We start from the raw sequence: 23974 nt of genomic DNA on the forward strand, positions 1-23974 counted from the left end.
TGACCTAGGGGCAGTCTCAGCCAAAGTTCCAAGTTCCGGCTGCCCTGCCGGGGGCACGGGCCCCGGACCAAACAACAAAAAAGGAGGAACAAGATGACAACAAAGATTGTCATAGGACTCGACGGGACAGAGACCGGTGAGCGCGCGATTGCCTTTGCCACGGACCTGGCAAAGCTGATCGGATCATGTGAATTGCTGGTCGCATATGTGATTGAATGGTCCCCTTATACATTCCAGACACCGGAAGAAAACGCACAGCGCCACAAGCGGCGTGAGGAAGAGGTCGAGTTGGCGACGTCACGTATTGTGACGCCCGCCGTTGACGCCCTCAAGGCAGCTGGTTTCGCGGCGCAGGGCGTTGTGCGCCATGGCGATGTGGCGGAAACGTTGAACGCCATCACCGTTGAAAACGAAGCCTCTCAGATTGTTGTGGGCCGGGCTTCAGCGGACGGCATCAAGAAACGTATCTTCGGCAGTTCAACACAGAACCTTGTGATGCATGCCGATGTTCCGGTTACAGTTGTAAATTGAGGTGGGCAGAAGAATGAAAACGCTACAACACCTGTACCTTGCGGCGCTTGCCGCCTTCATGGCCACTGCAGCTTCGGCGCAAGAGGCGCCGGGCCTGGATGATAAGATCAATCAAGCCTTTGCAGATGCAACCGGGCCCTTTGTCAGCTTTATTTTTGCACCCTTCCCGGGAACCGGTTTTCCGTGGATCGTCGGCTGGCTGGTGATCGCGGCCACTGTCTTTACGCTTTATTTTGCGTTTGTGCAGTTCCGCTTCTTTGGACACTCGATCAGCCTTGTCAAAGGCGACTATTCCGATCCAAATGACGCCGGTGAGGTTAGCCACTTTCAAGCTCTGGCCACGGCGCTGTCCGGAACGGTTGGCCTTGGTAATATTGCCGGTGTGGCGGTTGCCATCGGAATCGGCGGGCCGGGAGCGACGTTCTGGATGATTGTCGCGGGCCTGTTGGGCATGGCGTCGAAATTCACCGAATGTACGCTGGGCGTGAAATACCGCAACGAATACGAGGACGGCACCGTCTCGGGCGGTCCGATGTACTATATGTCCAAGGGCTTTGCTGAACTTGGGTTGCCCGGTGGTAAAATCCTCGCGGTTCTGTTCTCGATCTTCTGTATTCTTGGCGCGCTGGGCGGGGGCAATATGTTCCAGGCCAATCAGGCACATCAACAGATTGCAGGAATCGTGGGGGATTACCCCGGTTGGATCACTGGTCTGGTCTTTGCGGCCATCGTCTTTGCAGTAATCGTAGGTGGTCTGAAGTCGATCGCGCGTGTGACTGAGAAGGTCGTACCGTTCATGGGCGTGATGTATGTGCTGGCAGCGCTGGTCATCATCATCATGCACGCTGATCAGATCGGATGGGCCTTTGGCCAGATCTTTGCGGGCGCTTTCACCGGCCTTGGCGTTGCGGGCGGTATGGTCGGTGCGCTGATCCAGGGCTTCCGCCGTGCTGCGTTTTCGAACGAAGCGGGTGTGGGCTCGGCTGCCATCGCCCACTCGGCTGTTCGGACCAAGGAACCGATCACCGAAGGGTTCGTTTCACTGCTGGAGCCATTCATCGACACCGTTGTGATCTGTACCATGACGGCGCTGGTGATCATCATCACGCAGCAGCTCATCGTTGACCCGGCGACGGGCAACTACATGCTGAACGAGGCGGGTAACGCCATTGCCACCGTTGATGGCAACTCCGGCGTCAGCCTGACCTCCGCCGCCTTCGGTAGCGCGTTCAGCTGGTTCCCCTTCATCCTGGCGATTGCCGTGGTTCTGTTTGCCTTCTCGACCATGATCAGCTGGTCCTACTACGGCCTCAAAGCCTGGACTTACCTGTTCGGCGAAGGTCACACCAAAGAGCTGGTGTTCAAGATCATCTTCTGCATCTTCGTTGTCATCGGTGCGGCGGCCAATCTGGGCCCGGTCATCGACTTCTCGGATGCGGCGATCTTTGCGATGGCTGTGGTGAACGTCTTTGCGCTTTACTTCCTGATGAAAGTCGTGCGTCAGGAACTGGCGTCTTATGCTGAGCGGTTGAAAAGCGGAGAAATCCGCAAGTTCGAGCATTGATCCAATCCACCGGGGCGGCCAATGTCGCCCCGGTGCCAGACCAGCCGCGCACAAAGCGCAGATTCTGGTCGAATCCCCCTTGCCAGTATGACGGAACTTGCGTAAATGGCGCGTCTGATCGCGTGACCGGCCGAGATGGCATGCCGAGTCGCGTTTGAAACCGAACCCGAAAAAGGAGACGGAAATGCCTAAGATGAAGACCAAATCGAGCGCTAAAAAGCGCTTCAAGGTGACTGCGACCGGTAAGGTCATGGCAGGCCAGGCCGGTAAGCGGCACGGCATGATCAAGCGGACCAAGAAATTCATCCGCGACGCCCGTGGCACCACCACACTGTCCGCCCCCGACGCCAAGATCGTCAAGGGCTACATGCCCTACGACCGCTAAGAGGAGATTAAGAGATGTCCCGCGTTAAAGGTGGAACCGTAACTCACGCCCGTCACAAGAAGGTCATCAAGGCTGCCAAAGGTTACTATGGCCGCCGCAAGAGCACCTTCAAGGTTGCCCGTCAGGCCGTCGACAAGGCCAACCAGTACGCAACCCGCGACCGTAAGAACCGCAAGCGCAACTTCCGCGCGCTGTGGATCCAGCGTATCAACGCTGCTGTCCGTTCGCATGACGAAGCACTGACATATTCCCGCTTCATCAACGGCCTGAACCTGGCCGGTATCGAAGTGGACCGCAAAGTTCTGGCCGACCTGGCCGTGCACGAACCGGAAGCGTTCGGCGCGATCGTCGCCAAAGCTCAGGCCGCTCTGACCGCCTGATCCTCTGAAAAGAGACAGTGAAAGAAAAGCCGTCCCGGTTGGGGCGGCTTTTTTGCATCATGGGTCGAAAAGCTCCAAGCGCGCATTCGGTACGGTATGTTTCAATTTTCATTGGCGCCGACGCAAACCAGAGCCGAAACAGGCTTGGCAGGTCATGTTTTTCCACTAACGATTGCTTAGTCATTTCGTGGGAGGCGACTATGGGAGTAGACCAAAGGGTAAGAACTTGGGCGAACGCTTACAATCGGGACGGTTATGTAGGTGGTGTTCCGATCCTGACTGAAGTCGAAGCGCAAGAACACCGGGCCGGACTGGAATGGGCCGAGAGCCAACTGGGTGCGTCCATGCATTACAAGTCCAAAGCACACACAATCTTAACTTCGCCCTACAAGCTTGCTACGCACCCTCTGATGCTTGATCTCATCGAAGCGCTGATCGGGCCCGACATTCTTTTGTACAATGTTACCTATATCATCAAAGAACCTGGCTCGACCTCGCATGTCAGTTGGCATCAGGATCTGACTTATTGGGGCCTGAGTCATGACGACCAGGTATCCGCTTGGCTCGCCTTGTCGCCAGCGGACGAGGAAAGCGGTTGCATGCGAATGCTCCCGGGAAGTCATGCGAACGGTGTGATGAGCCATGAAACAACGGAAGACGACGATAACGTTCTTTTGCAGGGGCAGACTGTTCTTGGAGTTGATGAGAGCCAAGCCAAGCTTTGTCCGCTGCGTCCGGGCGAGGCGAGTTTTCACCATGGTTGGACGCTACATGCCTCGATGCCGAACAAAAGCAAGGATCGCCGAATTGGGCTGAATATCCAGTATCTTGCGGCGCATGTACGTCAGACCAAACATGATCTCGATACGGCAATGCTGGTACGCGGCGAAGACAATTTCGGCCATTTTGGCATCGACACTCCCGCTGAAAGCGATCTTGATCCTGTGGCGGTGCAGAGGCAAATCGAGCTGGAACAGCGTCATGTTGAAATAGCAGGAACAGCCTGAGGCATTGACGAACCGCTTTGGGCAAAATGCAAAGCAGAGAGTGGCCCAAACGCTGGCCGCTCTGACTGCCTGATCCTCTTTCGAGAGATTGCGAGTTCAAGGCCGTCCCGATTGGAGCGGCCTTTTTTGAACGTAGAGAATGTCGGCTTTGAGCCCAAACTTAGCTCCAGTCGCAGTGGCAAAGAACCAGTCACTGTTGCTTAGGTATTAGCTTAATGGTCGAGCTGGTCACATAGAAGCAAAGTAGTGGTCGGTGTTACGGTTCTTGTGACAACACCTGACCTCGGCTTGTAAACGAGATCCCTTGAGTGCCGCTTCCACCGACCATGATTGCTTCTACGATAGGGGGTGACACCGGAACTTCTGCCGACCATGTGACTACGAAATTCGCGCCGATGCCGTCTCCGACGCTACCAATAGGTACAAGCGCATTCATTGACCCAAATGGCATCAGCTGAACGGGCTCATTTATGAGGGTTTCCAGAAGCTGCCCCGCTCTGTCGTAATATTCGACGCGCTCAACTTTGATCTCTGATTGAAGACTATTGTTGTGCACAACGAGGGTAGACGCGAGCGGTTCGCTGCGCCCTTCCTGCGTGAAAACTCGCGAGTAGGAGGGAACATAGATGACTTGAGATGTTACACTCTCCGAAACTTGTGCGAATGAAGGGCTTGGTACAGTCGTCAACGAAACCAAAGCCATTGAGAGTGACCAGAAATATCTGCGGGAGAAAAACTTCATTTAGGAGAATGCTCCGTTTGTTCAGTCGTGAATATGAGCATACGGATGACAAGATTCGGCGCAAGAAAATGACCGCTTTGTCCGCACTTCGACCATTCACAAAAAAACCGACACTCGATGTGCCGGTTTTTCTTTTTTTAATATTTGGTCAGCTTACCCGAAAACACGCCCCAACGCGCCGTCAACGGCGTCAGTGATCTGGTCGATGTCATCCGCCGTTGCGATCAGTGCGGGCGAGAAGCACAGCGTGTTGTTACGGCTGGGGATCGAGCGGTTGGTGGCACCGATGATCACGCCTTGCGCCATACAATCGGCGACAACGGCCTGAACCCGCTTTTCATCCATCGGGTCTTTGGTCGTACGGTCGGTGACCAGTTCGGCCCCCAGGAACAGGCCCTTGCCGCGCACGTCGCCGATAACCTTGTGCTTTTCCATCAGCGCTTGCAGGTTGTCGAACATGCGGTTGCCCATGTCGGTGCAGTTGCCCAACAGGTTCTCGTCTTCGATGATGCGCATATTCTCAATCGCCGCTGCCGGACCGGCGGTGCAACCGCCAAAGGTCGAGATATCGCGGAAATAGCCCATCGGGTCCGACGCGTCGTCTTTGAACATGTCAAAGACTTCCTCGGTCGTGACCATCACAGCAATAGCGGCATAGCCCGATGCAACGCCCTTGGCCATGGTTACGAAGTCAGGCTTGATGCCATACTGCTGGTACCCGAACCATGTCCCAGTCCGGCCTACGCCGCAAACAACTTCGTCGATATGCAGCAGCACGTCGTACTTTTTGCAGATCTCCTGCACGCGCTGCCAATACCCTTCAGGCGCTTCGATCACACCACCACCGGCGGTAACGGGCTCAAGGCACAGGGCGCCAACGGTGTCAGGGCCTTCGCGCAGGATGACTTCTTCGATCTGGTCTGCTGCCCATTCGCCGAAGTTTTCGACGGGTGCACCGTCGAGTTCATGCTTGCGATATTCCATGCAGTGCGGCACGCGTACAAAATCAGGTGCGAAGGGACCGTATTGCGCGGTACGCTCGTCCTGACCACCCGCCGACATGGTCGCCAGCGTCGAGCCGTGATAGTCGCGGTCGCGATACAGGATCTTGGTTTTCTTGCCGCCGTATTTCTTGTGCGCGATCTGGCGCACCATCTTGAACGCCTTCTCGTTCGCTTCGGATCCCGAGTTGGTGTAGTAGACGCGGCTCATGCCGGGCATCTTTTCGATCAGCTTTTCCGCAAAGATGGAGCCGGGGATCGAACCTGCGGTATTGGCGAAATAGCACAGTTTCATCAACTGGTCATAGACTGCCTTACAGATTGATTCGCGGCCATAGCCGACGTTCACAGTCCAGACGCCACCCGAAACAGCATCCAGGTGTTCCTTGCCCTTCTGATCCCAGACGCGCATACCTTTGCCTTCGACAATGATACGCGGGTCATTGGTTTCAAAGGGTTTATGCTGCAGCAGGTGGTGCCAGATATGGGCGCGGTCGGCTTCGACCACGCGGGAAAGATCGTTTTCGTTGAACGTGCCGTCCATGACAAGTCCTTTCACTGAGATGCGCTTCTGGGGTCGATGGTCAAGCGAGACCCCTGCATGTGTTTAAGATGCTCCAAATCACCGCGAAAGGCCCTTTGTAAGTAGGGCCAGATAACACCATCCCGTATTACCAGAATGGGTGCACACCGTATTACTACGGATTTGTCAGGCCACCAAGTTTATGTTCAAGTCGCGCGTACTGCGATTTGGGAGGATGAGCAGATGACAGCCACAAACATCTACGAGCGTCATTTGGATAAATGCCGGGCAAACTACACACCCTTGTCACCGCTGACCTTCTTGGACCGGACGGCGCAGGTTTACCCAGATTATCCTTCGGTGGTGTATGGTGAACGCAGGTATACTTGGGCTGAAACCTATGCCCGGTGTCGACGTTTGGCGGGCGCGTTGAGCGCGCGCGGGATAGGAAAAGGCGATACCGTTTCCATAATCGCAGCGAACATCCCCGAGATGTATGAAGCGCATTTCGGCGTTCCAATGGCCGGAGCTGTTCTGAACGCCATCAACACGCGCCTGGATGCGCCGATTGTTGCCTTCATTTTGAACCACGCCGAGGCTAAGGCGCTGCTGGTCGATCCAGAGTTTTCGGGCGTCGTGAAAGAAGCGTTAAAGCAGGTCGACCATGACATTCTGATCATAGACATCGAAGACCCCGGCTTTGAAGGTGGTGAAAAGCTGGGCAACCTGACCTACGATGCCCTTCTGAACGAAGGCGACCCGGAATTCAGCTGGTCTCTGCCCGAGGATGAATGGGACGCAATCACGCTGAACTACACTTCGGGTACTACAGGCAATCCGAAAGGTGTCGTTTATCATCACCGAGGTGCCACGCTGAATGCGCAGTCGGATCTGCTGGATTGGGATATGCCCAAGCATTCAGTTTATCTGTGGACCCTTCCGATGTTTCATTGCAATGGCTGGTGTTTCCCTTGGGCCATGGCCGCCAATGCAGGCGTGTCGGTCTGTCTGCGTGCCGTACGGGCCGAGCCGATCTATGCGGCTTTCCGCGATGAGAAAGTCACGCATTTCTGCGGGGCGCCCATCGTTTTGAACATGCTCGCCCATGCGCCGGATGAGCTGAAAGACTTTGATCATCAGATCAAGGTGATGACGGCGGGTGCACCGCCGCCTGCAGCTGTGATCGAAGCGATGGAGGCGATGGGCGTCGAGGTCACGCATGTCTATGGCCTGACCGAAACGTATGGGCCTTCGGTCGTGTGTGCCTGGAAAGACGAATGGAATGAAAAAGGCCCCGAAGACCGCGCCGCTCTGAAAGTACGCCAGGGTGTGCGGTACACGGCGCTGTCTGGCCTGATGGTGGCTGATCCCGATACCATGGAACCTGTTCCGGCGGATGGTGAAACCATGGGTGAGATTTTCATGCAGGGTAACGTGGTGATGAAAGGGTATCTAAAGAACCAAGACGCCACGGACGGGGCCTTTAAAGGCGGATGGTTTGCGTCCGGTGACTTGGGCGTCATGCACCCTGACGGCTATGTCGCACTCAAGGATCGATCCAAGGACATCATCATTTCGGGTGGCGAGAATATCTCGTCCGTCGAGGTCGAGGGTATCCTCTACAAACATCCGGCGGTAATGGAGGCGGCTGTGGTCGCGCGACCGGATGAGAAATGGGGCGAAACGCCTTGTGCGTTTGTCGAGCTGAAACCGGATGCCACCGCTACAGAGGCAGACCTAATTGCCTTCTGCCGAGACAACATGGCCCATTTCAAAGCACCAAAGACCGTGGTTTTCGGCACCCTGCCGAAGACATCAACCGGCAAGGTGCAGAAATTCGTCCTGCGGGATCAGGCGCGGGCGTTAGGTTAAAGCCTGTCGAAGATCGACAGGTCCAGATCCAGCATCTCACCCATCCAGAGCGCGCGATCACGGTGATCTTCCAGATGATTACCGGTTTCGGGGTGGGTGAACACGGTCAGGCCCTGCCGGTTCAACATCAGCCATGGCATGACTTGATCAAATGCATCGGCGTCAAAGCCCAACTGGCAACTCCAGCGTGGGTGGGGGCCGACGTTGCGGGCATGCATACGCCCCATCTGAACCGGGAATAGGCGTGCGGCCTCTTCACAGACCTGTTGTGCCGTCGCTTGTGTGTCGGCATCGAAATAGACATGGGCGTGGTAGCCGGTGATCTCAGGCATGGTGACCTCATAGCTTTGGTGTATCCAAGCTAAGGTCAAACAGGAAAAACGACTAGGCGCACAAGCACACAGTGCTTGTGCAGTGTTATTGGGGGGCGTGCGCGTCAGGGTGCGCTGCAACAAAGGCCGGATGACTAGCGCAGGCTGTTTCAACCTCCAGAACACGTGGCATGTCCGACAGGTCCACCTGCCAGCGGCGTGCGTTGTAGAGTTGAGGGATCAGGCAGAGGTCAGCGAGGCCAGGCTGCGAACCGACGCAATAAGGGGCCTGTTCAAACGTGCCCAACATGGTCTCAAAGGCTTGCAAGCCGGGCCGGATGAAGTGCCGCATCCAATCTCCGGGCATGTCGTCGGCGTCAGTGCTGAGCGAGGTCGCATGTCGCGCAACCGAGAGGTTGCAGACCGGATGAATATCGACTGCAATCGCATATGCCAACGCCTGAGCTTTTGCCTTCTGCACCGGGTCGGATGGCAAAAGGCCAAGACCTCGGGTTTGATCCAGATATTCAAGGATGGCCAACGATTGCGTCAATCGCAGCCCGTCAATTTCCAGAACTGGCACAAACCCTTGCGGATTGCGTAACAAATGCTCAGTGCTCTTGTGTTCGCCGCCTACCAGATCGACAACAACCGAGTCATAGTCGATCCCGGCCAAGTTCAGGGCGATCCGCACCCGATAACTGGCCGAAGACCGCCAATAGTCAAAGAGGACAACTTCGCTCACACGGGATCCTGTCAATCGTTGGACAAAGCAGCGGCGCGGATGGCATCAGACAGAACGGTGCCGTCTCCGATGTGATTGGCAAGTACCAACACCAGTCGGGCGTTCAGCGCGTCGCTGTCGGCTTTCTCAAGCCCTTCATGCGCCGCCAAAAGGGTGGCGTAAAAGTCGTCGGCGTTGTCGAAATTGGGGGTTAGGATCAAGTCTGACATTGCGCTTACTCCTTACCGCAAGCTCTGCGGATCGCATGACGGAAACTGTTTTCTTCAAAGCTGTCCCGCCGAGCGGCCACGTGCTGATCCGGGCGGATCAGATACACAGCGCTGGTTGCATCACCCAAGTAACGACGTTTGAGAGCCAGCGTCAGATCGTCTTTGACCGACAACGCCAGCCGAGTGACCTCAATCCCATCCTCTTCCAGAGTGTCTGGGGCATCGGCATCAATGGTCAGCAAGGTAAATTTGCCCGCCAGCTTGGGCAGCAGGAATTCATCGCCCAGCGGGGCATCCGGGCAGGCCGACCCCGGGCGTGTGCAGGCTGGGCCGTTCAGCGCATCGGCCGAGTTCAACGAAGACCCGTCATAGGTGCAGGGTTGGCTCAAGCGCCCGGAATTCACCAGTGGTCGGGCAAATTCATACTTTTCGCTTAGATCCAGAACCGCATCGCGCAGAACCCGCGACATCTCGGATTTTGGCGTGATGAAATCGGTGGACCGGCTGGATTTCTGGATATTTTCGTCTGCCCCGTACACACGTTCCGCGTTGTAGCTGTCCAGCAGGCTTTCAGGCGCTTTGCCGTCGAGCACAAGCTTCAGTTTCCAGCACAGATTGTCGGTATCTTGCAGGCCCGAATTTGCCCCGCGTGCGCCAAAGGGGCTGACCTGATGCGCACTGTCGCCCGCAAACAGAACACGCCCCTTGCGGAAGCTTTCCATGCGGCGACACTGGAAGGTATAAATCGAGACCCATTCCAGCTGAAAATCCACGTCGTCGCCCAGCATCGCCGTTAGGCGGGGGATCACATTCTCGGGGCGCTTTTCGCGTTCTTTGTCGATATCCCACCCCAGTTGCAGATCGATGCGCCAGACGTTGTCAGGCTGTTTATGGAGCAGCGCAGATTGTCCCCGATTGAACGGTGGGTCGAACCAGAACCAGCGTTCCGATGGGAAATCGGCGTCCATGATTACATCAGCGATCAGGAAGTTGTCTTCGAACACGCGCCCTTCGAAATCGATACCCAGCATCCGGCGGGTGGGAGAGGTTGCTCCGTCACAGGCGATCAGCCACTCGGCCTCAATCGTATAGGGACCTTCGGGGGTTTCGACCTCAAGTCGAACGTGATCTTCGTGCGTGCCAATGGCCTCGACCCTGTTGCGGCCACGAATTTCAATTGGTGCGCCTTCTGCCTGCAGCTCGCGTACACGTTCTACAAAGTAGTTTTCAAAGTGGTATTGCTGCAGGTTGATGAAGGCGGGGTTGGCATAGCCTTCATCCGGTTGCAGGTTGAAGTCATAGACCTGACGATCATCAAAGTAGACCTTGCCACGATCCCACATGACGCCTTTGTCGACCAAGTGGCGTCCACATCCCAGGCGGTCGGCAATTTCCAAAGTACGTTGAGAAAAACAGATGGCGCGACTGCCGAAGCTGACCTTGTCATTCTCGTCCAGAACCACAACCTCGACACCTTGTTGGGTCAGATCAATCGCGGCGGCCAATCCAACCGGACCGGCACCAATCACGATGACCTTGTGCCTGACGGGCGTGGGGCTGTCTTGGTCCGGGCTGCGTTCATAGCCGTAAAGCGGCGTTTCAAAGATCTTGTTCATGGGCTCCCCCAAGCAGATGCACCAATGTGCGGCATGTCCTGCCCCCGGCGACAGGCGCCGGAGGCCTTGGCTTATGGTTTCATTTTATCCAGACGCGTAAAACGATCTGGATCAAACCGAGCCGTTTTTCCTTAGCCCTGCAAGGCTTCCCACATCTCAAGGTCGCGCTGGGCGGTCCAGATGCGGGGTGTGTCGATGCCGCGTGCCTCGTCATAGGCGCGGGCGACGTTGAAGGGCAGGCAGTGTTCGTAGATTGCGTAGTCAGCGAATTTCGGATCACACTCGGCGCGTACGGCGTCCCAGGCTTCCTTCAGGCTGCCGCCGCGTGCAGCCACCTTGGCGGCCGGGCGGTAGGTGCTGCTGACGAAATCGCGGGTGTTTTCAATGGCCGCATTGACCATGTCCTTACCAACCAGCGCGTCGCCGCGACCTGGTGCAATTGCATCCACGTCGAACCATTTGATCGCATCCAGCGTGTCACCCCAGTCGCTGAAATGCCCGTCACCACAATAGCAGGCCGAGTGATATTCAACTATGTCGCCTGTGAACATCACGTTCTGATCTGGCACATGAATTACGATGTCCCCGGCAGTGTGGGCTCGGCCCAGATGCATCAGGTCAACGCGACGGTTTCCCAGATAGACGGTCATTGTGTCGCTGAACGTGGTGGTGGGCCAGGTCAGACCGGGGATGCTTTCATGCCCTTCGAACAAACGTGGGAAGCGTTGGAACTCGCTGTCCCAATCCTCTTGCCCGCGTTCCACGACCATGGCGCGCGCCATGTCTGACATCAGGATTTGCTGAGCGCCAAACGCGCTTGCGCCCAGAACGCGTACAGCGTGGTAGTGGGTCAGGGCCACATGCGTGATCGGCTTGTCTGTAACTGATCGAACGCACTCGATCACCTTGTTGGCCAGACGCGGTGTCGCCTGCGCCTCGACAATCATCACGCTGTCATCGCCGATGATGACGCCCGAGTTCGGGTCGCCTTCGGCCGTAAAGGCATAGAGCCCTTCGCCCACCTCGGTGAAGCTGATCTTTTTCTCCGACATGTCCCCCTGGGACGCGAATGCTCTGGCCATGATGGGTTCCTTATAGTGTGTATGGGTTTTCAAGAGCGGACAAGACGGTGCCAACACAATCACCGAAGCCGATTGTGTAACCATCGCCCTTGGCCGCGCCGGTCAAGGTCAGCGTGTCGCCATCTTCGATGAAGCTGCGGGTTTCACCGCCGTCCAGCGTCAGAGGTTCCTTTCCGCCCCAGCTGAGTTCCAGCAACGAACCGCGTTCAGGTTTGGTTGGTCCGGAAATGGTGCCCGAGCCCAGCAAATCACCTGCATTCATCGGACAGCCGGATGTCGTGTGATGGGCCAGTTGCTGCGCGGCGGAATAGTACATCTGGTTGTAGTTGGTCTGTGCAATTGTCGTAGCAGGCTGCCCTGCGGGTGCCATGGTGATCGACAGATCAATATCATAGAGCATCGGGCCACAGTCTTTCAGGTGATCTAGTAGCTCGAACTCACGTGCAGGCGTGTCACAGCGGAATGGCTCCAGCGTTGCCTTGGTGACAATCCAAGGGCTGATCGAGGTTGCGGTGGCCTTGGCCTGAAACGGGCCCAGCGGCTGGTATTCCCAGGCCTGGATGTCACGCGCAGACCAATCGTTCAGCAGGACGTAGCCAAAGATATTGTCGTCCGCCTCTTGCACCGAGATTGGGCCATCCGAAGGGGTGCCGACAATCGCGCCCATCTCAAGCTCGATGTCAAAACGGCGGCTGGGCAGAAAGGCGGGCAGCTCTTGGTCGGGCGCTTTTAGCTGCCCCCATGGGCGGCGGATATCCGTGCCCGATACCACGACCGAAGACGCGCGCCCGTTGTACCCAATGGGAATATGCAGCCAGTTTGGCGGCAACGCGTTTTCCGGCCCCCGGAACATGGTGCCTACGTTGAAGGCATGGTTCCGGCCTGCATAGAAATCGGTGTATTCGCTGACCGCGAAGGGCAGGTGCATCTCGGCGTCGTCTTGTTTGACAAGCAGTGGTTCAACCTTGCTCTGCTCGTCCGAGCCCTCGGCCAGAAGGCTGATCAGACGTTCCCGCAGGGCGGCCCAGACGGCGGGGCCTTCCTCCATCAACGGGTTCCAGAACGGCATGTCGAACAGAGGCTCATCGCTCAGGGTGATCAACCCTTCGGCTTCGGCAGCTGTGACGTCGAGGATCATGTCCCCAATGGCCACGCCGCAGCGCGGATCGTCGCCCTCGGTCGAGAAGACTCCATAAGGCAGGTTGTTCAGTGGGAACGGGTGTGTCGCGTCATTGGCCGACGTCACCCAGGATGTCATTAGAGGCATACGATGTCCCTGTTTTGTTGGTTAAGTTGAGGGGCGAAGGGATTTCAGCCCCAACAAGATAGCAGCCAGGATCATGAAGCTGCCGCCAATGCGGTCAAGCCACAGCTTTGCAGGACCTTGCAAACGGCGGGCCAGCCAACTTGCGCTGCCGCCATATGCGGTCAGGAACATCCCGTCCATGACCAGATAGGTGGCCGAAAGAATGCTGAATTGCGGCCAGAAAGGCAGTGCTCCGTCAATGAACAGTGGGAACAGCGCTGCAAAAAAGACCACGGCTTTGGGATTCGCGGCAGAGGTAATAAACCCCTGCATCCAAAGCGATTTGCGACTTGCCTTGGGCGCGGTTTGCGCTTCAGATACGCGCGCCTTGAGGATCTGTTTGACACCAAGGTAAACCAAATAGGCCACACCAAGCCATTTGATGACGGTCAGCGCGGTTGCGGATGTGGCAATCAGGGCGGCCAGACCCAGCCCTGCTGCCAACATCTGCAGGAAGTTCGCCGTCAGATCTCCGGCAGCGGTGAACAACCCGCGCCGAAGCCCGTTGGTGGCCGAGTTTGACAACATCAGCAACTGGCTGGGTCCCGGTGTGCTCATCAGCAGCAGGACTGTTGCCACATAGGTGAACCAGATATCCAAGCTCATTTCTTACCCGGCGTTCCGTCGAACTTCTTCTCCAGCGATGTCCAGCAGTCGATATAATCATCCTGCAACGGCGCTTCGGTGGCGGCAAATGGCGTCAGATGCTGCGGGAAGCGGGTTTCGAACATGAACGACATCGTCTTGTCCAGCTTGTCCGGCCCCAGGTTGGAGTATGATGCTTTGTCAAAGGCTTCCCTGTCGGGGCCGTGCGGGATCATCATGTTGTGCAGGCTTGTGCCACCGGGCACAAAGCCCTGTGGTTTTGCATCATACTGACCGTAAATGTTGCCCATCAATTCCGACATGATGTTTTTGTGGTACCACGGCGGGCGGAACGTGTCCTCCATCACCATCCAGCGTTCGCGGAACAGAACAAAGTCGATATTGGCCGTGCCAGGCTGGCCAGAGGGTGCCGTCAGAACCGTAAAGATCGACGGGTCGGGATGGTCGAACAGGATCGCGCCAACCGGGCAATAATTGCGCAAGTCATATTTGTAGGGCGCATAGTTGCCGTGCCATGCAACCACATCCAGCGGGCTGTGTCCGATCTTGGTGGTGTGGAACTGGCCGCACCATTTGATCGTCACGGTCGACGGGGTTTCGCGATCTTCAAACGCAGCTACGGGCGCTTTGAAGTCGCGCGGGTTGGCCATGCAGTTTGCGCCAATCGGGCCACGGCCCGGCAGCTCGAACTTTTGCCCGTAGTTTTCGCAGACAAAACCGCGCGCGGGGCCTTCCAGAACCTCGACCCGGTAAAGCAGACCACGCGGAATGATCGCGATCTCTTTGGGTTCCAGATCGATGATGCCCAGCTCGGTCGCAAAACGCAGGCGTCCCTCCTGCGGAACAACCAACAGCTCGGAATCGGCTGAGAAGAAGTAGTCATCCACCATGGATTCGGTGACCAGATAGATGTGACAGGCCATGCCCACTTGCGTGTTCACGTCCCCCGCCGTGGTCATCGTGCGCATCCCGGTCATCCAGTTCAGACCTTCATCAGAATGTGGGACGGGATCCCAGCGATACTGACCCAGACTGATCACATCGGGGTCGATGCACGGTGCCGATTTCCAATAGGGGAGGTCGATTTTTTCGTAACGATGTGAATGCTTCACCGACGGGCGAATGCGATAACACCAAGTGCGTTCGGGCGGGTTCGCAGTGAAGGCGGTGCCGCTCAGCTGCTCTCCGTAAAGGCCATAGTTGCACCGTTGTGGGCTGTTCATCCCTTGTGGCAGCGCGTCGGGCAGGGCCTCGGTCTCAAAGTCGTTTCCAAAGCCGGGCATATAGCCGGCATGTGTGCCGACCGGCGTTGCAGCCTGCGTCAGCATATGTGGATCACTCGGACGATTCATGGTGTTTTCCTCCGTTGCTGCTTGTCGGGTAATAGTTGATTTTGTAACTAACAAGCATGACACACGAAGAATCCAAAAAAAATGATGAGTTTGATCTGCAGAATTTTCTGCCTTTCCTTCTGAACCAGGCGGCCGAGCATGCCTCGTTGGAGTTTCAGAGCGTCTATAAAGGCCGTTACGGGATGCTCAGAACCGAATGGCGGGTGCTGTTTCACCTTGGGCTATTCGGTGAGATGACGGCTAAAGAGATTTGCGAGCGCGCCAGAATGCACAAAACCAAAATCAGCCGCGCGGTCGCCAAGCTGGAACAGAGAAGGTATCTGAAACGCACACGCGACGAAGGAGATCGGCGGGCGGAATGGCTGACTCTAACACCGACGGGGCAAACCGTGTATCGTGATCTGCATGGCGTCGCCGCCGCCTATGATGCAAAACTGTCGGGCCTATTCGATGCGGAAGAAGCTGCTCTGCTGCGTAAAATGCTGCAAAGACTGGCTGGTTTGGACTGACCACTGGCAATTGATGCGTGTCGCCCCCAGATGGGGGTCATGCTTGATACGGATATTTAAATGACTTCTCAGGACTCTTCTTCGATTCCCGCACACGACCTGATCGATTGGCTGGTCGCCAAGGGGCTTGAAGGCGCCGGGCAAGAAGAATTGCTGGAAGGGTTTTGCACCCGGCTTGTCGATATGGGCATACCTTTGATGCGGTTTCACGCGGCGCAATCTACCCTGCATCCGGTTTACGGCGGCACCGGCTATAGCTGGTACAACGGCGCGGGTGGTGAATCCGAGAGGTTCGAGAATACAGATACGCCCAGTGAAGTCTGGCAGCGAAGCCCATTGTATGCCCTGTTGCACGAGGATCTGGATGAAATCCGGGTCAAGCTGGTTGATCATAACGAGCCTAGTCGCTTTCCCTTGCTCAATGATCTGCGGGAAATTGGGGCGACGGATTACTATGCTACGGGCCTGTCTTTTGAAGGGGTTAAGCAAATCCGCCCCAACGGCGCAAAAAAGGTCAGTGATGGCGTTCTGATGTCTTGGACCAGCGACGCACCAACCGGGTTCGACGACAGCGACTTGAGGCAAATTCATACCGTCCTGCCGCATCTGGGGTTGGCGCTTAAATCCGCCAAGAACCAGAACCTGACCAAGGATCTGTTGCGAGTGTATCTGGGCCGAGATGCCGGTCGCCGGGTTCTGTCGGGCGAAATCCGGCGAGGGTCGCTGCAACAAATAGATGCGGTAATCTGGAATTTCGACCTAGAGGGCTTCACCACCCTGTCCGAGGATCTGCCGGGGAACGAGATCATCGATATGCTGAACGACTATCTGGCCGTGGCGGTAGGAGTGGTGCATGACAACGGCGGGAATATCCTGAAATTCATGGGTGACGGCGTGATGGCCATGTTTGATGTCGGCGAGATCGACGAAGATGCCCGTGCCGCGCTGAGCGCTGTGCCGTTGTTGCAATCGCGCATGAATGAGTTGAACTCCAGACGTCAGGCGCAGGGTCTGCCAGTGGCAAACTATACGCTGGCCTTGCATTCGGGTGAAATTCTCTACGGCAATATCGGGTCCGAGACACGGCTGGATTTCACCGTGATCGGTGCTGCCGTCAACCAGGCCTCCCGTATTGCCGGAATGCACCGATCTTTGGGTCAGAGGATCCTGATCTCGGACGACGTCGCCCGCGCCGCGCAACCCTGTGAGCAAGAACTTGTCTCGGTCGGTCGCTACATGCTGCGCGGCGTGAATGAGCCGAAAGAGTTGTTCACGGTGTATTCACCAGTTGGTTCATCCCACGCCGATTGAAACTTCGTTTTAAGCCCGAAGCGGCCATTCTTATCCCTCTCTCTTTTCATTGTTTGAACCGGTAGAAGAAGCTTGGCGTCCGTCTCTTACGCAATGGAGACTGGCGGCTAAAAAGTGTTGAGGGTTCTTCACAGGCTTGGGCAAGATTGATCTTTTTGATTTCAATCGTTTATCCTTGCATCAGATCATTGAGAAACAGGAGGTTCTTTTGGGCAGCTCTATTTCTGATGAGGCGATGGCCAGACTCCCCTTCTGGGTGACAACACCGGGCGAGACGGATGGCTTTCTGATCGTGGTGGGAATTCTGCTCGTTGTTGTGCTGCTTGGTTTCGGCGCACTCTACTTTACCGTGCAGGCCATTCCCGACCGCATGGCAGCAGGTGCTCATAAAGTTCAAATGCAATTGGTTGGTGTGCTGGGGTTGATTTCTCTGTTTACACTTAACAATGCGTTTTGGATCGCGGCAATTCTAATCGCTGCCGTACCTTTGCACGAAATACTCCCGCTCAAGAGTGACGTGGATCTCTCGGAGAGCCAGGATGCTTGAGCTGGTCTTTTCTGCCCTGATCACGATCGTCCCGGATTACCTATACAGGCGTTACAAGCAGGGTAAGCGATGGGGCCATGAAATCACGCTGTTCAATGTCTGGTATGAATTGCGTTGGGGTTTGACGGCCTGTGCAATCCTGGCAATCACTTTGATCACCGTGATTTTCTATTTTCATCCGTCCACGCGGAACGTCTCCGCAGCATTTCGCACGGTAACTATTCTTTCTGATCGCGGGGGCCGGGTTTCGGAGGTCTATGTCGCGAACAATGATACGATAAAAGCGGGTGAGGCAATCTTCCGGTTGGACACGACGCGGCAGGAAGCTGCGGCAGAAACTGCACAGCGACGCATAGAAGAAATCGAGGCAGCGCAGGGACTGACAGCAACCGAGATCGCGGGTGCTGAGGCACGGGTTGGTTCGGCGGAAGCGAATCTTGCTCAGGCGACCAGCGATTTGGATCGCCGCCTTGAACTCGCGGAGCGCAACGACACAGTTGTAAGTGAGCAGGAATTGGAGCGTTTGCAAACCGCTGTGTCCAGTGCCGAAAGTCAGCGCGCAGCTGCAGTTGCAGCCCTTGACGGCGCTAAACTGCGCCAATCTACTCTGCTTCCTGCGCAGCTTGAAAGTGCGCGTGCTGTTTTGGCTGAGGCCGAAAACGAAATCTCTAAATCCACTGTTTTTGCCGAAGTAGACGGGACCGTCACACGGTTTTTGTTGAAGCCAGGTGACATCGTGAATCCAATTCTGCGCCCTGCAGGAATTCTGGTTCCCGAAGTCTCAGGGCAGGGTCGCCTTATTGCGGCTTTTGGTCAGATTTCGGTCAGTGTGCTCAAGCCGGGAATGTTAGTGGAAATTACCTGTGCGTCCAAACCCCTGACCATAATCCCAATGGTGGTGGACGACGTGCAAAATGCGATTGCTGCGGGGCAGTTTCGACCCGGTGATGCTCTGCTTGACCAACAGGATCGTGCGCGGCCCGGAACGGTTACAGCTTTCCTTGCGCCAATTTTCCCTAAACATCTGGAAGACATCCCGCCAGGAAGTGCGTGCGTTGGCGTTGCCTACACGAGCCGCGCAAAAGAAATAGACGCGGGGAAAATCACCGGGTTTTCGGCTTTTGTTGCACGGATTGTGGACGGGATGGGCATAGCGAACGCCATAGTCTTGCGCGCACAGGCCATTTTGCTTCCTGTTAAGACGCTGGTGTTCAACTAGGCCGCGCGACACGGAGAAGGAGAGCTTCGCCATGGGTTGTGACGTCAGCTATATATGCACCTTCTTGTCAGTCTTCTTTCAGGACCTGATATATCTGTCGCCGATTTTGCTGTTTTTGTTGGTATCTATATGTGCGCTGGGGCAATGGATTGGCAGGATCGAAGGCTGGTCCACCGGAGTGAGCCTTTATCATGCGTTCATAAACGCAACCACGGTTGGCTACGGTGACTTTAAGCCGATGAAATCTGCCAGCCGGATTTTATCCGTTATCAACGCGATTGTCGGACTGATCTTCGTAGGAATTGTCGTCGGAATAGGTGTTCACGCCGTGGAGTCGGCGATGAGCGTCGTGTTCTGAATTAGGGGCTTCCTAACTCCAGATCTGGTACGAACATTGCAACTGCCAAAAGCCGGTTGGTTGCGCAAACCAATCAAAACGGTAGCCGCTTAGAAATCAATCTCCACACCCGGCAGGTTCAGCTCTTTCATCATATCGCGCAGTTCCTGGCGGGCGGCGATGTTTGAGATGTTCAACTGCTTGACGCCGATGTCCTTGAGGTCCAGCAGGGTCAGGCCGCGTGGGAACAACTCGCGGAAGATGACCCGTTCGGAAAAGCCCGAGGCGACGCGAAAGCCGATGCGCTGCGACAGCATCTCGATTGCGCGCTGCATCTTTTCCTTGTTGACCATCCGCTGCGTGCCGACCCGGTTGCGGACCACAACCCAGTCGATCGGCTTCAGCCCGGCCTGCGCCCGCAACTGCCGCGCGTTCCAGACCATTTCGGAATAAACCGATGGTCCTAGGATTTTCTCACCCTTCGAATCGATCCGCGCCAGCAGGTCGAAATCAATGAAACTGTCGTTCAAGGGCGTGACAAGCGTATCAGCGAGCGAATGTGCCACCTGACTGAGCCGGGTGTGAGAGCCCGGGCAATCGATCAGGATGAAATCGCTGTCGCTTTCCAGTTGTGATACGGCGGCGGACAGGCGGTGGTCATAGATATTCTCACCAGGTTTCAGCGTGGCAGCGTCGATCTCGGGCAGGTCGTGATGGCGCGGGCTGGGCAGGGTCAGGTCCGAGCTTTTGAGGAAGTTGTTGCGGTTCTCAAAATAACGTCCCAGGCTGCGCTGACGCAGGTCCAGATCAAGTGTGCTGACCTTGTGTCCCAATCGGGCCAGCGCGGTGGCCACATGCATCGACACGGTCGATTTGCCTGCGCCACCCTTTTCGTTCCCGACCACAATGATATGTGCCATGCTTGTATTCCCAAGTCCCGCCGTGCTTCACTACACGTTGTTGACACCCACTATATGTTGTGTGGGTTGGGAAGAAAAGAACCTCAAGCGGCGGTTTCGGGCAATATCAGACCCTATTTTGGAAAACCCTGCGTGCTGCGCGGGTTACAGGCGGGCACTTGTCAATGCAACAGCTCTGATTCACAGTCCACATGCAGGTCTGGCAGGGAGAATTTGGCTTGGAACACCTGTTCCTGAACGTCTTGAACGTGGTTTTGCCGGTTTTGATCTGTGCCGGGATCGGTTTTGGGCTTGCACTGATTCATGCCCCCTTTGACAGCAAGGTGATCGGTGGGATCGTTTCAAAAGTCGGCTACCCAACACTGATCATCTCGCACTTGTCGACCACTAAACTGGCGGTGGGCACCTTTCTGGACGTGATGACCGCAGCCGCTTTGGCAGTGGCGGGGTTTGGCGTGTTGGGTTTTGTTGCCCTGAAGGCCCTGCGCCTGCCGGTCAGGGCGTTTCTGACGCCTTTGATGCACGGAAATGTCGGCAATATCGGTTTGCCGATTACTCTGCTGGCATTGGGTGATGCGGGCATGGCTTATACCATGGCGTTTGTGGTGGTCGTGCTGATCAGCATCTTCACCTTGGGCATGTGGATTCCTGCCGGGGAGTTTTCGCCCAAGAAGCTGGCCACGTCCCCGATCATCTATGCCGTGGCGCTTTCGCTGATCCTTATGGCGACAGATACCAGCCTGCCTCAGCCGATTTTGAAGTCGTTTGATATTCTGGGCGGGCTGTCGATCCCGCTGATGCTGCTGACGCTGGGCCATACCCTGGCGACGTTGCGGGTTAAAACCCTGGGGCGGTCGATCCTTTTGACGCTGCTACATTTGGCGATGGCAGTTGTCATTGCCGGTGCATTAATCTGGTTTTTCGGATTTACAGGGCCGGAACGAGGTGCCGTGATCCTGTGCTGCCTGATGCCATCTTCGGTGGCGACCTATCTTTTCATCGATCAGCATGTCCCGGAGTACGGGCCCGATGTGGCAGGCTATATTCTGGTCTCGACGCTGGCGACAATACTGGTTCTGCCGGTGGCGCTGTCGTATTGGATTTGACATCTGACCGATGCCGGTTTCGTGACTTGTAACCGTCCGGTGGCTGGCGGACTATGCCCCGGAAACCATCCAGTATTCGAAGGGGTTCCGCATATGATCGGATATGTAACCATTGGTGTTTCCAACATGGACGCCGCCAAGACATTCTACACTTCGCTGTTCGAGGACAAAGGCGCGCGAGTTCTGATCGACGCTGGTCGCATTGCATTTATCGGCAATAATCCGGCGGCACCGATGCTGGCCGTTTGCGAGCCGTATGATGGCAATGATTGCGCATCAGGGAATGGCAATATGGTGTCTTTCGCTGCCGACACAAAAGAGGCCGTTACCACAATGTATGACAAGGCCATCAGCCTTGGTGCGACGGATGAAGGCGAGCCCGGGCAGCGCGTACCGGATCGGTTCTACGGTGCTTATGTGCGGGACCCAGACGGCAACAAGCTTTGCTTCTACGTCTTCGGATGAATTCGGACACATCGCAGGCAAGAAAAAAGGCCGCCCAATGGTGCGGCCCTTTGCAATTCAATCCAGTCAAGCTTAGAAGCCCAGACCTTCGTATTTCTTCTTGAACTTCGACACGCGGCCGCCGGCGTCCATCAGGCGCGACGAGCCACCGGTCCATGCCGGATGCACGGAAGGGTCGATTTCCAGAGCCAGCTGGTCGCCTTCTGCGCCCCAGGTGGATTTCATTTGAACCACTGTGCCATCGGTCATTTTGACGTCGATGACGTGATAATCGGGATGGATGTCTTTTTTCATCTTTCCGTTCCTTACGCTTCGGCGCCAGCCTTGGGCTTGTAGTTGGTGACTTCTGCGATACGTGCGGATTTACCGCGACGGGTGCGCAGATAGTACAGTTTGGCGCGACGAACGCGGCCACGGCGGACAACGGTGATGCTGTCGATGTTGGTCGAATACAGCGGGAACACACGCTCCACACCTTCGCCAAACGAGATTTTGCGAACGGTGAACGAACCGGCGATGCCTTCGCCGTTCTTGCGCGCGATGCAGACGCCTTCGTAGTTCTGCACACGGGTGCGCGACCCTTCGGTCACCTTATAGCCGACACGGATGGTGTCACCGGCTTTGAAATCGGGGATGTCTTTCCCCAAGGCGGCAATCTGTTCCGCCTCAAGCTGTGCGATCAGGTCCATCGCAGGTACTCCTATCTGCTCGTGGTTGGTCCACGAAGTTTGGGCACGGCCTGAGAGCTCTTGGTCTTCACCGGGTCCTGCACGCAGCCCGCCAGAGATCAGATCGACTGTTCCTTGGATCTGGTCTGATCTGACACGTCCCGGCCGAAGAAAGCTGAGCGTCACGCCGTGATGCAAACCAAAACACCGGAGTCGCATGATGCGGCACCGGATTGCGGTCGTTTAAGGGGATTGCGCGCAGGGATCAAGAGCTAATCGCACAGATTTCCAGCGTGGCACAGGTGGGAATCCGCCAGTCACAAATTGCAGCGTTGCCTTAGCCCGCAGATCGGGCATTCTGAGGCAAATTGAAAGAGCAGAATTTTGAACAGGACTTCAAGGATGCGATTGGCTTTGCTTATGGCGGTGGCGGCCGCAATGCTGGTATCTTGCGGGCGCAGTGGCCCGCAACCGCAGACGGTAGAACCCACGCAGGTCGTGGACCGGACGGCCCCTTCTATAATCTATCCCGATTTTGGCGACGCCGACCCCCATGACTGGGAGGGACGGCACCCCGGATTATACCCTGTCCACGGTCTGGACGTGTCGCGCTGGCAGGGACCTATAGACTGGCGCACGGCCAAAGCATCGGGTGTGAGTTTTGTTTTCATGAAAGCAACCGAGGGCGGAGATGTAGCCGATCCGATGTTCGATGAGCATCGACGCGGCGCGCAGGCCGCCGGAGTGCCCTGGGGAGCCTATCACTACTATTATTTCTGTCGTTCAGCGCGCGAGCAGGCGCGCTGGTTTATCAAGAACGTTCCCAAAGGGGCTGACCTTCCACACGTGCTGGACATGGAGTGGACGCCCCATTCGAAAACCTGCACGCTGCGGCCAGATGGCAGAACCGTCCGGGCCGAAGCGCAGCGGTTTCTGGATATTCTGGAACGGCACTATGGCCGTCGCCCGATTGTCTATACCACTGTTGATTTCTTCGAAGACACCGACATAGGCCGCCTGCCCAAAACCGAATTCTGGCTGAGGTCGGTCGCCGGCCACCCGCGCGAGGTCTATCCGCGCACCGTTTGGCGGTTCTGGCAGTACACTGGCACCGGGCTGGTGCCAGGTGTTCAAGGCAGGGTCGACATCAACACCTTTAACGGCACACCGGAAAACTGGGCCAGATGGAAGGCCAAGTCTTAGGTGTTCGGTGTCCGGTAGGTTTCAATCGTACCGCCGCTGACCAGGTGGTCCAGCCGCCGCTCACGTTCTTCACCATAGGCATTGCGCAGCCAGAAGGATTCACCCGCGTTGAGCTCGCGGCGTTCAAAGCCGCGTTCACGCAGGCAACGGTCGACCTGATCAATTTCACCCTGCACGCGCAACTCGTCTTGAAACGGGGCCGTAACCGCAGGCCCGATAATGATCCCCCAAAGAAGGATATTGGTCGTATAGCCGCCAATGACGGCGCTGTTTCCACCTTCATCCGCTTCCTGAGAACAGGAATCGACCGCCACCCGCGCCGAGTGCAGATTATGGCCAGCTTGTGTAGGAACAGACATCCCAAGCGGCTTTGTGGTGCAGGCTGAAACAGCCAGCACAACGCCAAGCAATAACTTTTTCATAATGTCGACAGACTCACTTTAAGCAACCCACGATC

28 protein-coding genes are annotated in these 23974 nt (G+C 56.3%); 14 read left to right on the forward strand and 14 right to left on the reverse strand.

Going from position 1 to position 23974, the window contains the following annotated elements:
• The first annotated feature begins 93 nt into the window (after positions 1–93).
• The 5 genes from GS632_RS17535 (at position 94) to GS632_RS17555 (ending at position 3867) form a co-directional block, all read left to right on the forward strand.
• Positions 94–531: a universal stress protein gene (locus GS632_RS17535; RefSeq protein ID WP_171180921.1), complete on the forward strand. Its 438-nt coding sequence runs from the start codon at positions 94–96 to the stop codon at positions 529–531.
• A 13-nt stretch (positions 532–544) separates the two neighbouring features.
• Complete coding sequence (locus GS632_RS17540; protein ID WP_171180919.1) at positions 545–2095, forward strand: sodium:alanine symporter family protein; 1551 nt, start codon at positions 545–547, stop codon at positions 2093–2095.
• 184 nt (positions 2096–2279) lie between these two features.
• The gene (gene rpmI, locus GS632_RS17545) at positions 2280–2480 is read left to right on the forward strand and encodes a 50S ribosomal protein L35 (RefSeq protein ID WP_005981143.1); all 201 of its coding nucleotides are present in this window, start codon (positions 2280–2282) and stop codon (positions 2478–2480) included.
• A gap of 14 nt (positions 2481–2494) precedes the next feature.
• On the forward strand, positions 2495–2860 hold the full coding sequence (gene rplT / locus GS632_RS17550) for a 50S ribosomal protein L20 (protein WP_152457001.1): 366 nt from the start codon (positions 2495–2497) through the stop codon (positions 2858–2860).
• Positions 2861–3060: 200 nt separating this feature from the next.
• Complete coding sequence (locus GS632_RS17555; protein ID WP_171238786.1) at positions 3061–3867, forward strand: phytanoyl-CoA dioxygenase family protein; 807 nt, start codon at positions 3061–3063, stop codon at positions 3865–3867.
• Between the two features lie 256 nt (positions 3868–4123).
• Here GS632_RS17555 and GS632_RS17560 read toward each other — a convergent pair whose 3' ends face one another.
• Complete coding sequence (locus GS632_RS17560) at positions 4124–4609, reverse strand: DUF3124 domain-containing protein (RefSeq protein ID WP_171721881.1); 486 nt, start codon at positions 4607–4609, stop codon at positions 4124–4126.
• A 153-nt stretch (positions 4610–4762) separates the two neighbouring features.
• Positions 4763–6154, reverse strand: a complete 1392-nt coding sequence (locus GS632_RS17565; RefSeq protein WP_171180983.1) for an aspartate aminotransferase family protein — start codon at positions 6152–6154, stop codon at positions 4763–4765.
• A 222-nt stretch (positions 6155–6376) separates the two neighbouring features.
• Between GS632_RS17565 and GS632_RS17570 the strand changes: the two genes are divergently transcribed.
• Positions 6377–8005: an acyl-CoA synthetase gene (locus GS632_RS17570; protein WP_171180912.1), complete on the forward strand. Its 1629-nt coding sequence runs from the start codon at positions 6377–6379 to the stop codon at positions 8003–8005.
• Here the strand turns inward: GS632_RS17570 and GS632_RS17575 are convergent.
• From GS632_RS17575 to hmgA, 8 genes are all read right to left on the reverse strand, one after another.
• Complete coding sequence (locus GS632_RS17575) at positions 8002–8337, reverse strand: DOPA 4,5-dioxygenase family protein (protein ID WP_171180910.1); 336 nt, start codon at positions 8335–8337, stop codon at positions 8002–8004. The two genes, GS632_RS17570 and GS632_RS17575, sit on opposite strands and share 4 nt — an antisense overlap.
• A gap of 85 nt (positions 8338–8422) precedes the next feature.
• Entirely contained in the window at positions 8423–9061 is a 639-nt protein-coding gene (maiA, locus tag GS632_RS17580; protein ID WP_171238787.1) for a maleylacetoacetate isomerase, read from the reverse strand.
• Between the two features lie 11 nt (positions 9062–9072).
• Positions 9073–9270: a DUF2783 domain-containing protein gene (locus GS632_RS17585; RefSeq protein WP_171180906.1), complete on the reverse strand. Its 198-nt coding sequence runs from the start codon at positions 9268–9270 to the stop codon at positions 9073–9075.
• A gap of 5 nt (positions 9271–9275) precedes the next feature.
• The gene (locus GS632_RS17590; RefSeq protein WP_171180904.1) at positions 9276–10886 is read right to left on the reverse strand and encodes an FAD-dependent oxidoreductase; all 1611 of its coding nucleotides are present in this window, start codon (positions 10884–10886) and stop codon (positions 9276–9278) included.
• A gap of 131 nt (positions 10887–11017) precedes the next feature.
• Entirely contained in the window at positions 11018–11968 is a 951-nt protein-coding gene (locus tag GS632_RS17595) for an MBL fold metallo-hydrolase (RefSeq protein ID WP_171180902.1), read from the reverse strand.
• Positions 11969–11978: 10 nt separating this feature from the next.
• Positions 11979–13235 carry a fumarylacetoacetase gene (fahA, locus tag GS632_RS17600; protein WP_171180900.1) on the reverse strand — a complete coding sequence of 419 codons (1257 nt, stop codon included), beginning with the start codon at positions 13233–13235 and terminating at the stop codon, positions 11979–11981.
• A gap of 21 nt (positions 13236–13256) precedes the next feature.
• On the reverse strand, positions 13257–13880 hold the full coding sequence (locus tag GS632_RS17605) for a LysE family translocator (protein ID WP_171721882.1): 624 nt from the start codon (positions 13878–13880) through the stop codon (positions 13257–13259).
• Positions 13877–15232 carry a homogentisate 1,2-dioxygenase gene (hmgA, locus tag GS632_RS17610; protein WP_171180895.1) on the reverse strand — a complete coding sequence of 452 codons (1356 nt, stop codon included), beginning with the start codon at positions 15230–15232 and terminating at the stop codon, positions 13877–13879. Before hmgA ends, GS632_RS17605 begins: the two co-directional genes overlap by 4 nt.
• A gap of 56 nt (positions 15233–15288) precedes the next feature.
• Here hmgA and GS632_RS17615 point away from each other — a divergent pair, with 56 nt between their 5' ends.
• The 5 genes from GS632_RS17615 to GS632_RS17635 all read left to right on the forward strand — a co-directional run bounded on the left by GS632_RS17615 (position 15289) and on the right by GS632_RS17635 (position 19176).
• Positions 15289–15741 (forward strand): MarR family winged helix-turn-helix transcriptional regulator, encoded by a 453-nt coding sequence (locus tag GS632_RS17615; protein WP_171180893.1) that lies wholly within the window; start codon positions 15289–15291, stop codon positions 15739–15741.
• A 60-nt stretch (positions 15742–15801) separates the two neighbouring features.
• A complete protein-coding gene (locus GS632_RS17620) occupies positions 15802–17052 on the forward strand; it encodes an adenylate/guanylate cyclase domain-containing protein (protein WP_171180891.1) in 1251 nt (416 codons plus the stop codon).
• A gap of 136 nt (positions 17053–17188) precedes the next feature.
• Complete coding sequence (locus tag GS632_RS17625) at positions 17189–17599, forward strand: hypothetical protein (RefSeq protein ID WP_171721883.1); 411 nt, start codon at positions 17189–17191, stop codon at positions 17597–17599.
• Positions 17592–18818, forward strand: coding sequence for an HlyD family secretion protein (locus GS632_RS17630; protein WP_171721884.1), 1227 nt, complete (start codon positions 17592–17594; stop codon positions 18816–18818). Before GS632_RS17625 ends, GS632_RS17630 begins: the two co-directional genes overlap by 8 nt.
• Before the next feature lie 31 nt (positions 18819–18849).
• Positions 18850–19176 (forward strand): potassium channel family protein, encoded by a 327-nt coding sequence (locus tag GS632_RS17635; protein ID WP_171621341.1) that lies wholly within the window; start codon positions 18850–18852, stop codon positions 19174–19176.
• Between the two features lie 89 nt (positions 19177–19265).
• Here GS632_RS17635 and GS632_RS17640 read toward each other — a convergent pair whose 3' ends face one another.
• Complete coding sequence (locus tag GS632_RS17640) at positions 19266–20075, reverse strand: division plane positioning ATPase MipZ (RefSeq protein WP_171236198.1); 810 nt, start codon at positions 20073–20075, stop codon at positions 19266–19268.
• Positions 20076–20293: 218 nt separating this feature from the next.
• Here GS632_RS17640 and GS632_RS17645 point away from each other — a divergent pair, with 218 nt between their 5' ends.
• Positions 20294–21181, forward strand: a complete 888-nt coding sequence (locus tag GS632_RS17645; RefSeq protein WP_171180881.1) for an AEC family transporter — start codon at positions 20294–20296, stop codon at positions 21179–21181.
• A 93-nt stretch (positions 21182–21274) separates the two neighbouring features.
• A complete protein-coding gene (locus GS632_RS17650; protein WP_171721885.1) occupies positions 21275–21646 on the forward strand; it encodes a VOC family protein in 372 nt (123 codons plus the stop codon).
• A 72-nt stretch (positions 21647–21718) separates the two neighbouring features.
• Here the strand turns inward: GS632_RS17650 and rpmE are convergent, their stop codons facing one another.
• Together rpmE and rplS are read right to left on the reverse strand one after the other, a co-directional pair.
• The gene (rpmE, locus tag GS632_RS17655; RefSeq protein WP_050605278.1) at positions 21719–21940 is read right to left on the reverse strand and encodes a 50S ribosomal protein L31; all 222 of its coding nucleotides are present in this window, start codon (positions 21938–21940) and stop codon (positions 21719–21721) included.
• A gap of 11 nt (positions 21941–21951) precedes the next feature.
• Entirely contained in the window at positions 21952–22335 is a 384-nt protein-coding gene (rplS, locus tag GS632_RS17660; protein WP_170575547.1) for a 50S ribosomal protein L19, read from the reverse strand.
• 381 nt (positions 22336–22716) lie between these two features.
• Here rplS and GS632_RS17665 point away from each other — a divergent pair, with 381 nt between their 5' ends.
• Positions 22717–23517, forward strand: coding sequence for a GH25 family lysozyme (locus GS632_RS17665; protein WP_171180879.1), 801 nt, complete (start codon positions 22717–22719; stop codon positions 23515–23517).
• Here the strand turns inward: GS632_RS17665 and GS632_RS17670 are convergent.
• Positions 23514–23939 carry a hypothetical protein gene (locus GS632_RS17670; RefSeq protein ID WP_171238791.1) on the reverse strand — a complete coding sequence of 142 codons (426 nt, stop codon included), beginning with the start codon at positions 23937–23939 and terminating at the stop codon, positions 23514–23516. The genes GS632_RS17665 and GS632_RS17670 overlap by 4 nt on opposite strands.
• Positions 23940–23974: the final 35 nt, after the last annotated feature.

Origin of the sequence: Ruegeria sp. HKCCD7296, from assembly GCF_013110775.1 — a bacterium.
In the GTDB taxonomy this organism is placed as follows: Bacteria; Pseudomonadota; Alphaproteobacteria; order Rhodobacterales; family Rhodobacteraceae; genus Ruegeria.

Bases quoted from the DNA above. Each gene is read 5' to 3' on its own strand.
- GS632_RS17640 (WP_171236198.1), bottom strand. From the start codon at position 20,075: ATGGCACATATCATTGTGGTCGGGAACGAAAAGGGTGGCGCAGGCAAA.
- GS632_RS17665 (WP_171180879.1), top strand. From the start codon at position 22,717: ATGCGATTGGCTTTGCTTATGGCGGTGGCGGCCGCAATGCTGGTATCT.
- GS632_RS17535 (WP_171180921.1), top strand. From the start codon at position 94: ATGACAACAAAGATTGTCATAGGACTCGACGGGACAGAGACCGGTGAG.
- rplS (WP_170575547.1), bottom strand. From the start codon at position 22,335: ATGGACCTGATCGCACAGCTTGAGGCGGAACAGATTGCCGCCTTGGGG.
- rpmI (WP_005981143.1), top strand. From the start codon at position 2,280: ATGCCTAAGATGAAGACCAAATCGAGCGCTAAAAAGCGCTTCAAGGTG.
- GS632_RS17630 (WP_171721884.1), top strand. From the start codon at position 17,592: ATGCTTGAGCTGGTCTTTTCTGCCCTGATCACGATCGTCCCGGATTAC.
- GS632_RS17635 (WP_171621341.1), top strand. From the start codon at position 18,850: ATGGGTTGTGACGTCAGCTATATATGCACCTTCTTGTCAGTCTTCTTT.
- GS632_RS17540 (WP_171180919.1), top strand. From the start codon at position 545: ATGAAAACGCTACAACACCTGTACCTTGCGGCGCTTGCCGCCTTCATG.
- GS632_RS17560 (WP_171721881.1), bottom strand. From the start codon at position 4,609: ATGAAGTTTTTCTCCCGCAGATATTTCTGGTCACTCTCAATGGCTTTG.
- GS632_RS17585 (WP_171180906.1), bottom strand. From the start codon at position 9,270: ATGTCAGACTTGATCCTAACCCCCAATTTCGACAACGCCGACGACTTT.
- GS632_RS17670 (WP_171238791.1), bottom strand. From the start codon at position 23,939: ATGAAAAAGTTATTGCTTGGCGTTGTGCTGGCTGTTTCAGCCTGCACC.
- GS632_RS17565 (WP_171180983.1), bottom strand. From the start codon at position 6,154: ATGGACGGCACGTTCAACGAAAACGATCTTTCCCGCGTGGTCGAAGCC.
- GS632_RS17605 (WP_171721882.1), bottom strand. From the start codon at position 13,880: ATGAGCTTGGATATCTGGTTCACCTATGTGGCAACAGTCCTGCTGCTG.
- GS632_RS17590 (WP_171180904.1), bottom strand. From the start codon at position 10,886: ATGAACAAGATCTTTGAAACGCCGCTTTACGGCTATGAACGCAGCCCG.
- rpmE (WP_050605278.1), bottom strand. From the start codon at position 21,940: ATGAAAAAAGACATCCATCCCGATTATCACGTCATCGACGTCAAAATG.
- GS632_RS17575 (WP_171180910.1), bottom strand. From the start codon at position 8,337: ATGCCTGAGATCACCGGCTACCACGCCCATGTCTATTTCGATGCCGAC.
- fahA (WP_171180900.1), bottom strand. From the start codon at position 13,235: ATGCCTCTAATGACATCCTGGGTGACGTCGGCCAATGACGCGACACAC.
- GS632_RS17615 (WP_171180893.1), top strand. From the start codon at position 15,289: ATGACACACGAAGAATCCAAAAAAAATGATGAGTTTGATCTGCAGAAT.
- GS632_RS17570 (WP_171180912.1), top strand. From the start codon at position 6,377: ATGACAGCCACAAACATCTACGAGCGTCATTTGGATAAATGCCGGGCA.
- GS632_RS17650 (WP_171721885.1), top strand. From the start codon at position 21,275: ATGATCGGATATGTAACCATTGGTGTTTCCAACATGGACGCCGCCAAG.
- rplT (WP_152457001.1), top strand. From the start codon at position 2,495: ATGTCCCGCGTTAAAGGTGGAACCGTAACTCACGCCCGTCACAAGAAG.
- GS632_RS17555 (WP_171238786.1), top strand. From the start codon at position 3,061: ATGGGAGTAGACCAAAGGGTAAGAACTTGGGCGAACGCTTACAATCGG.
- GS632_RS17595 (WP_171180902.1), bottom strand. From the start codon at position 11,968: ATGGCCAGAGCATTCGCGTCCCAGGGGGACATGTCGGAGAAAAAGATC.
- GS632_RS17620 (WP_171180891.1), top strand. From the start codon at position 15,802: ATGACTTCTCAGGACTCTTCTTCGATTCCCGCACACGACCTGATCGAT.
- hmgA (WP_171180895.1), bottom strand. From the start codon at position 15,232: ATGAATCGTCCGAGTGATCCACATATGCTGACGCAGGCTGCAACGCCG.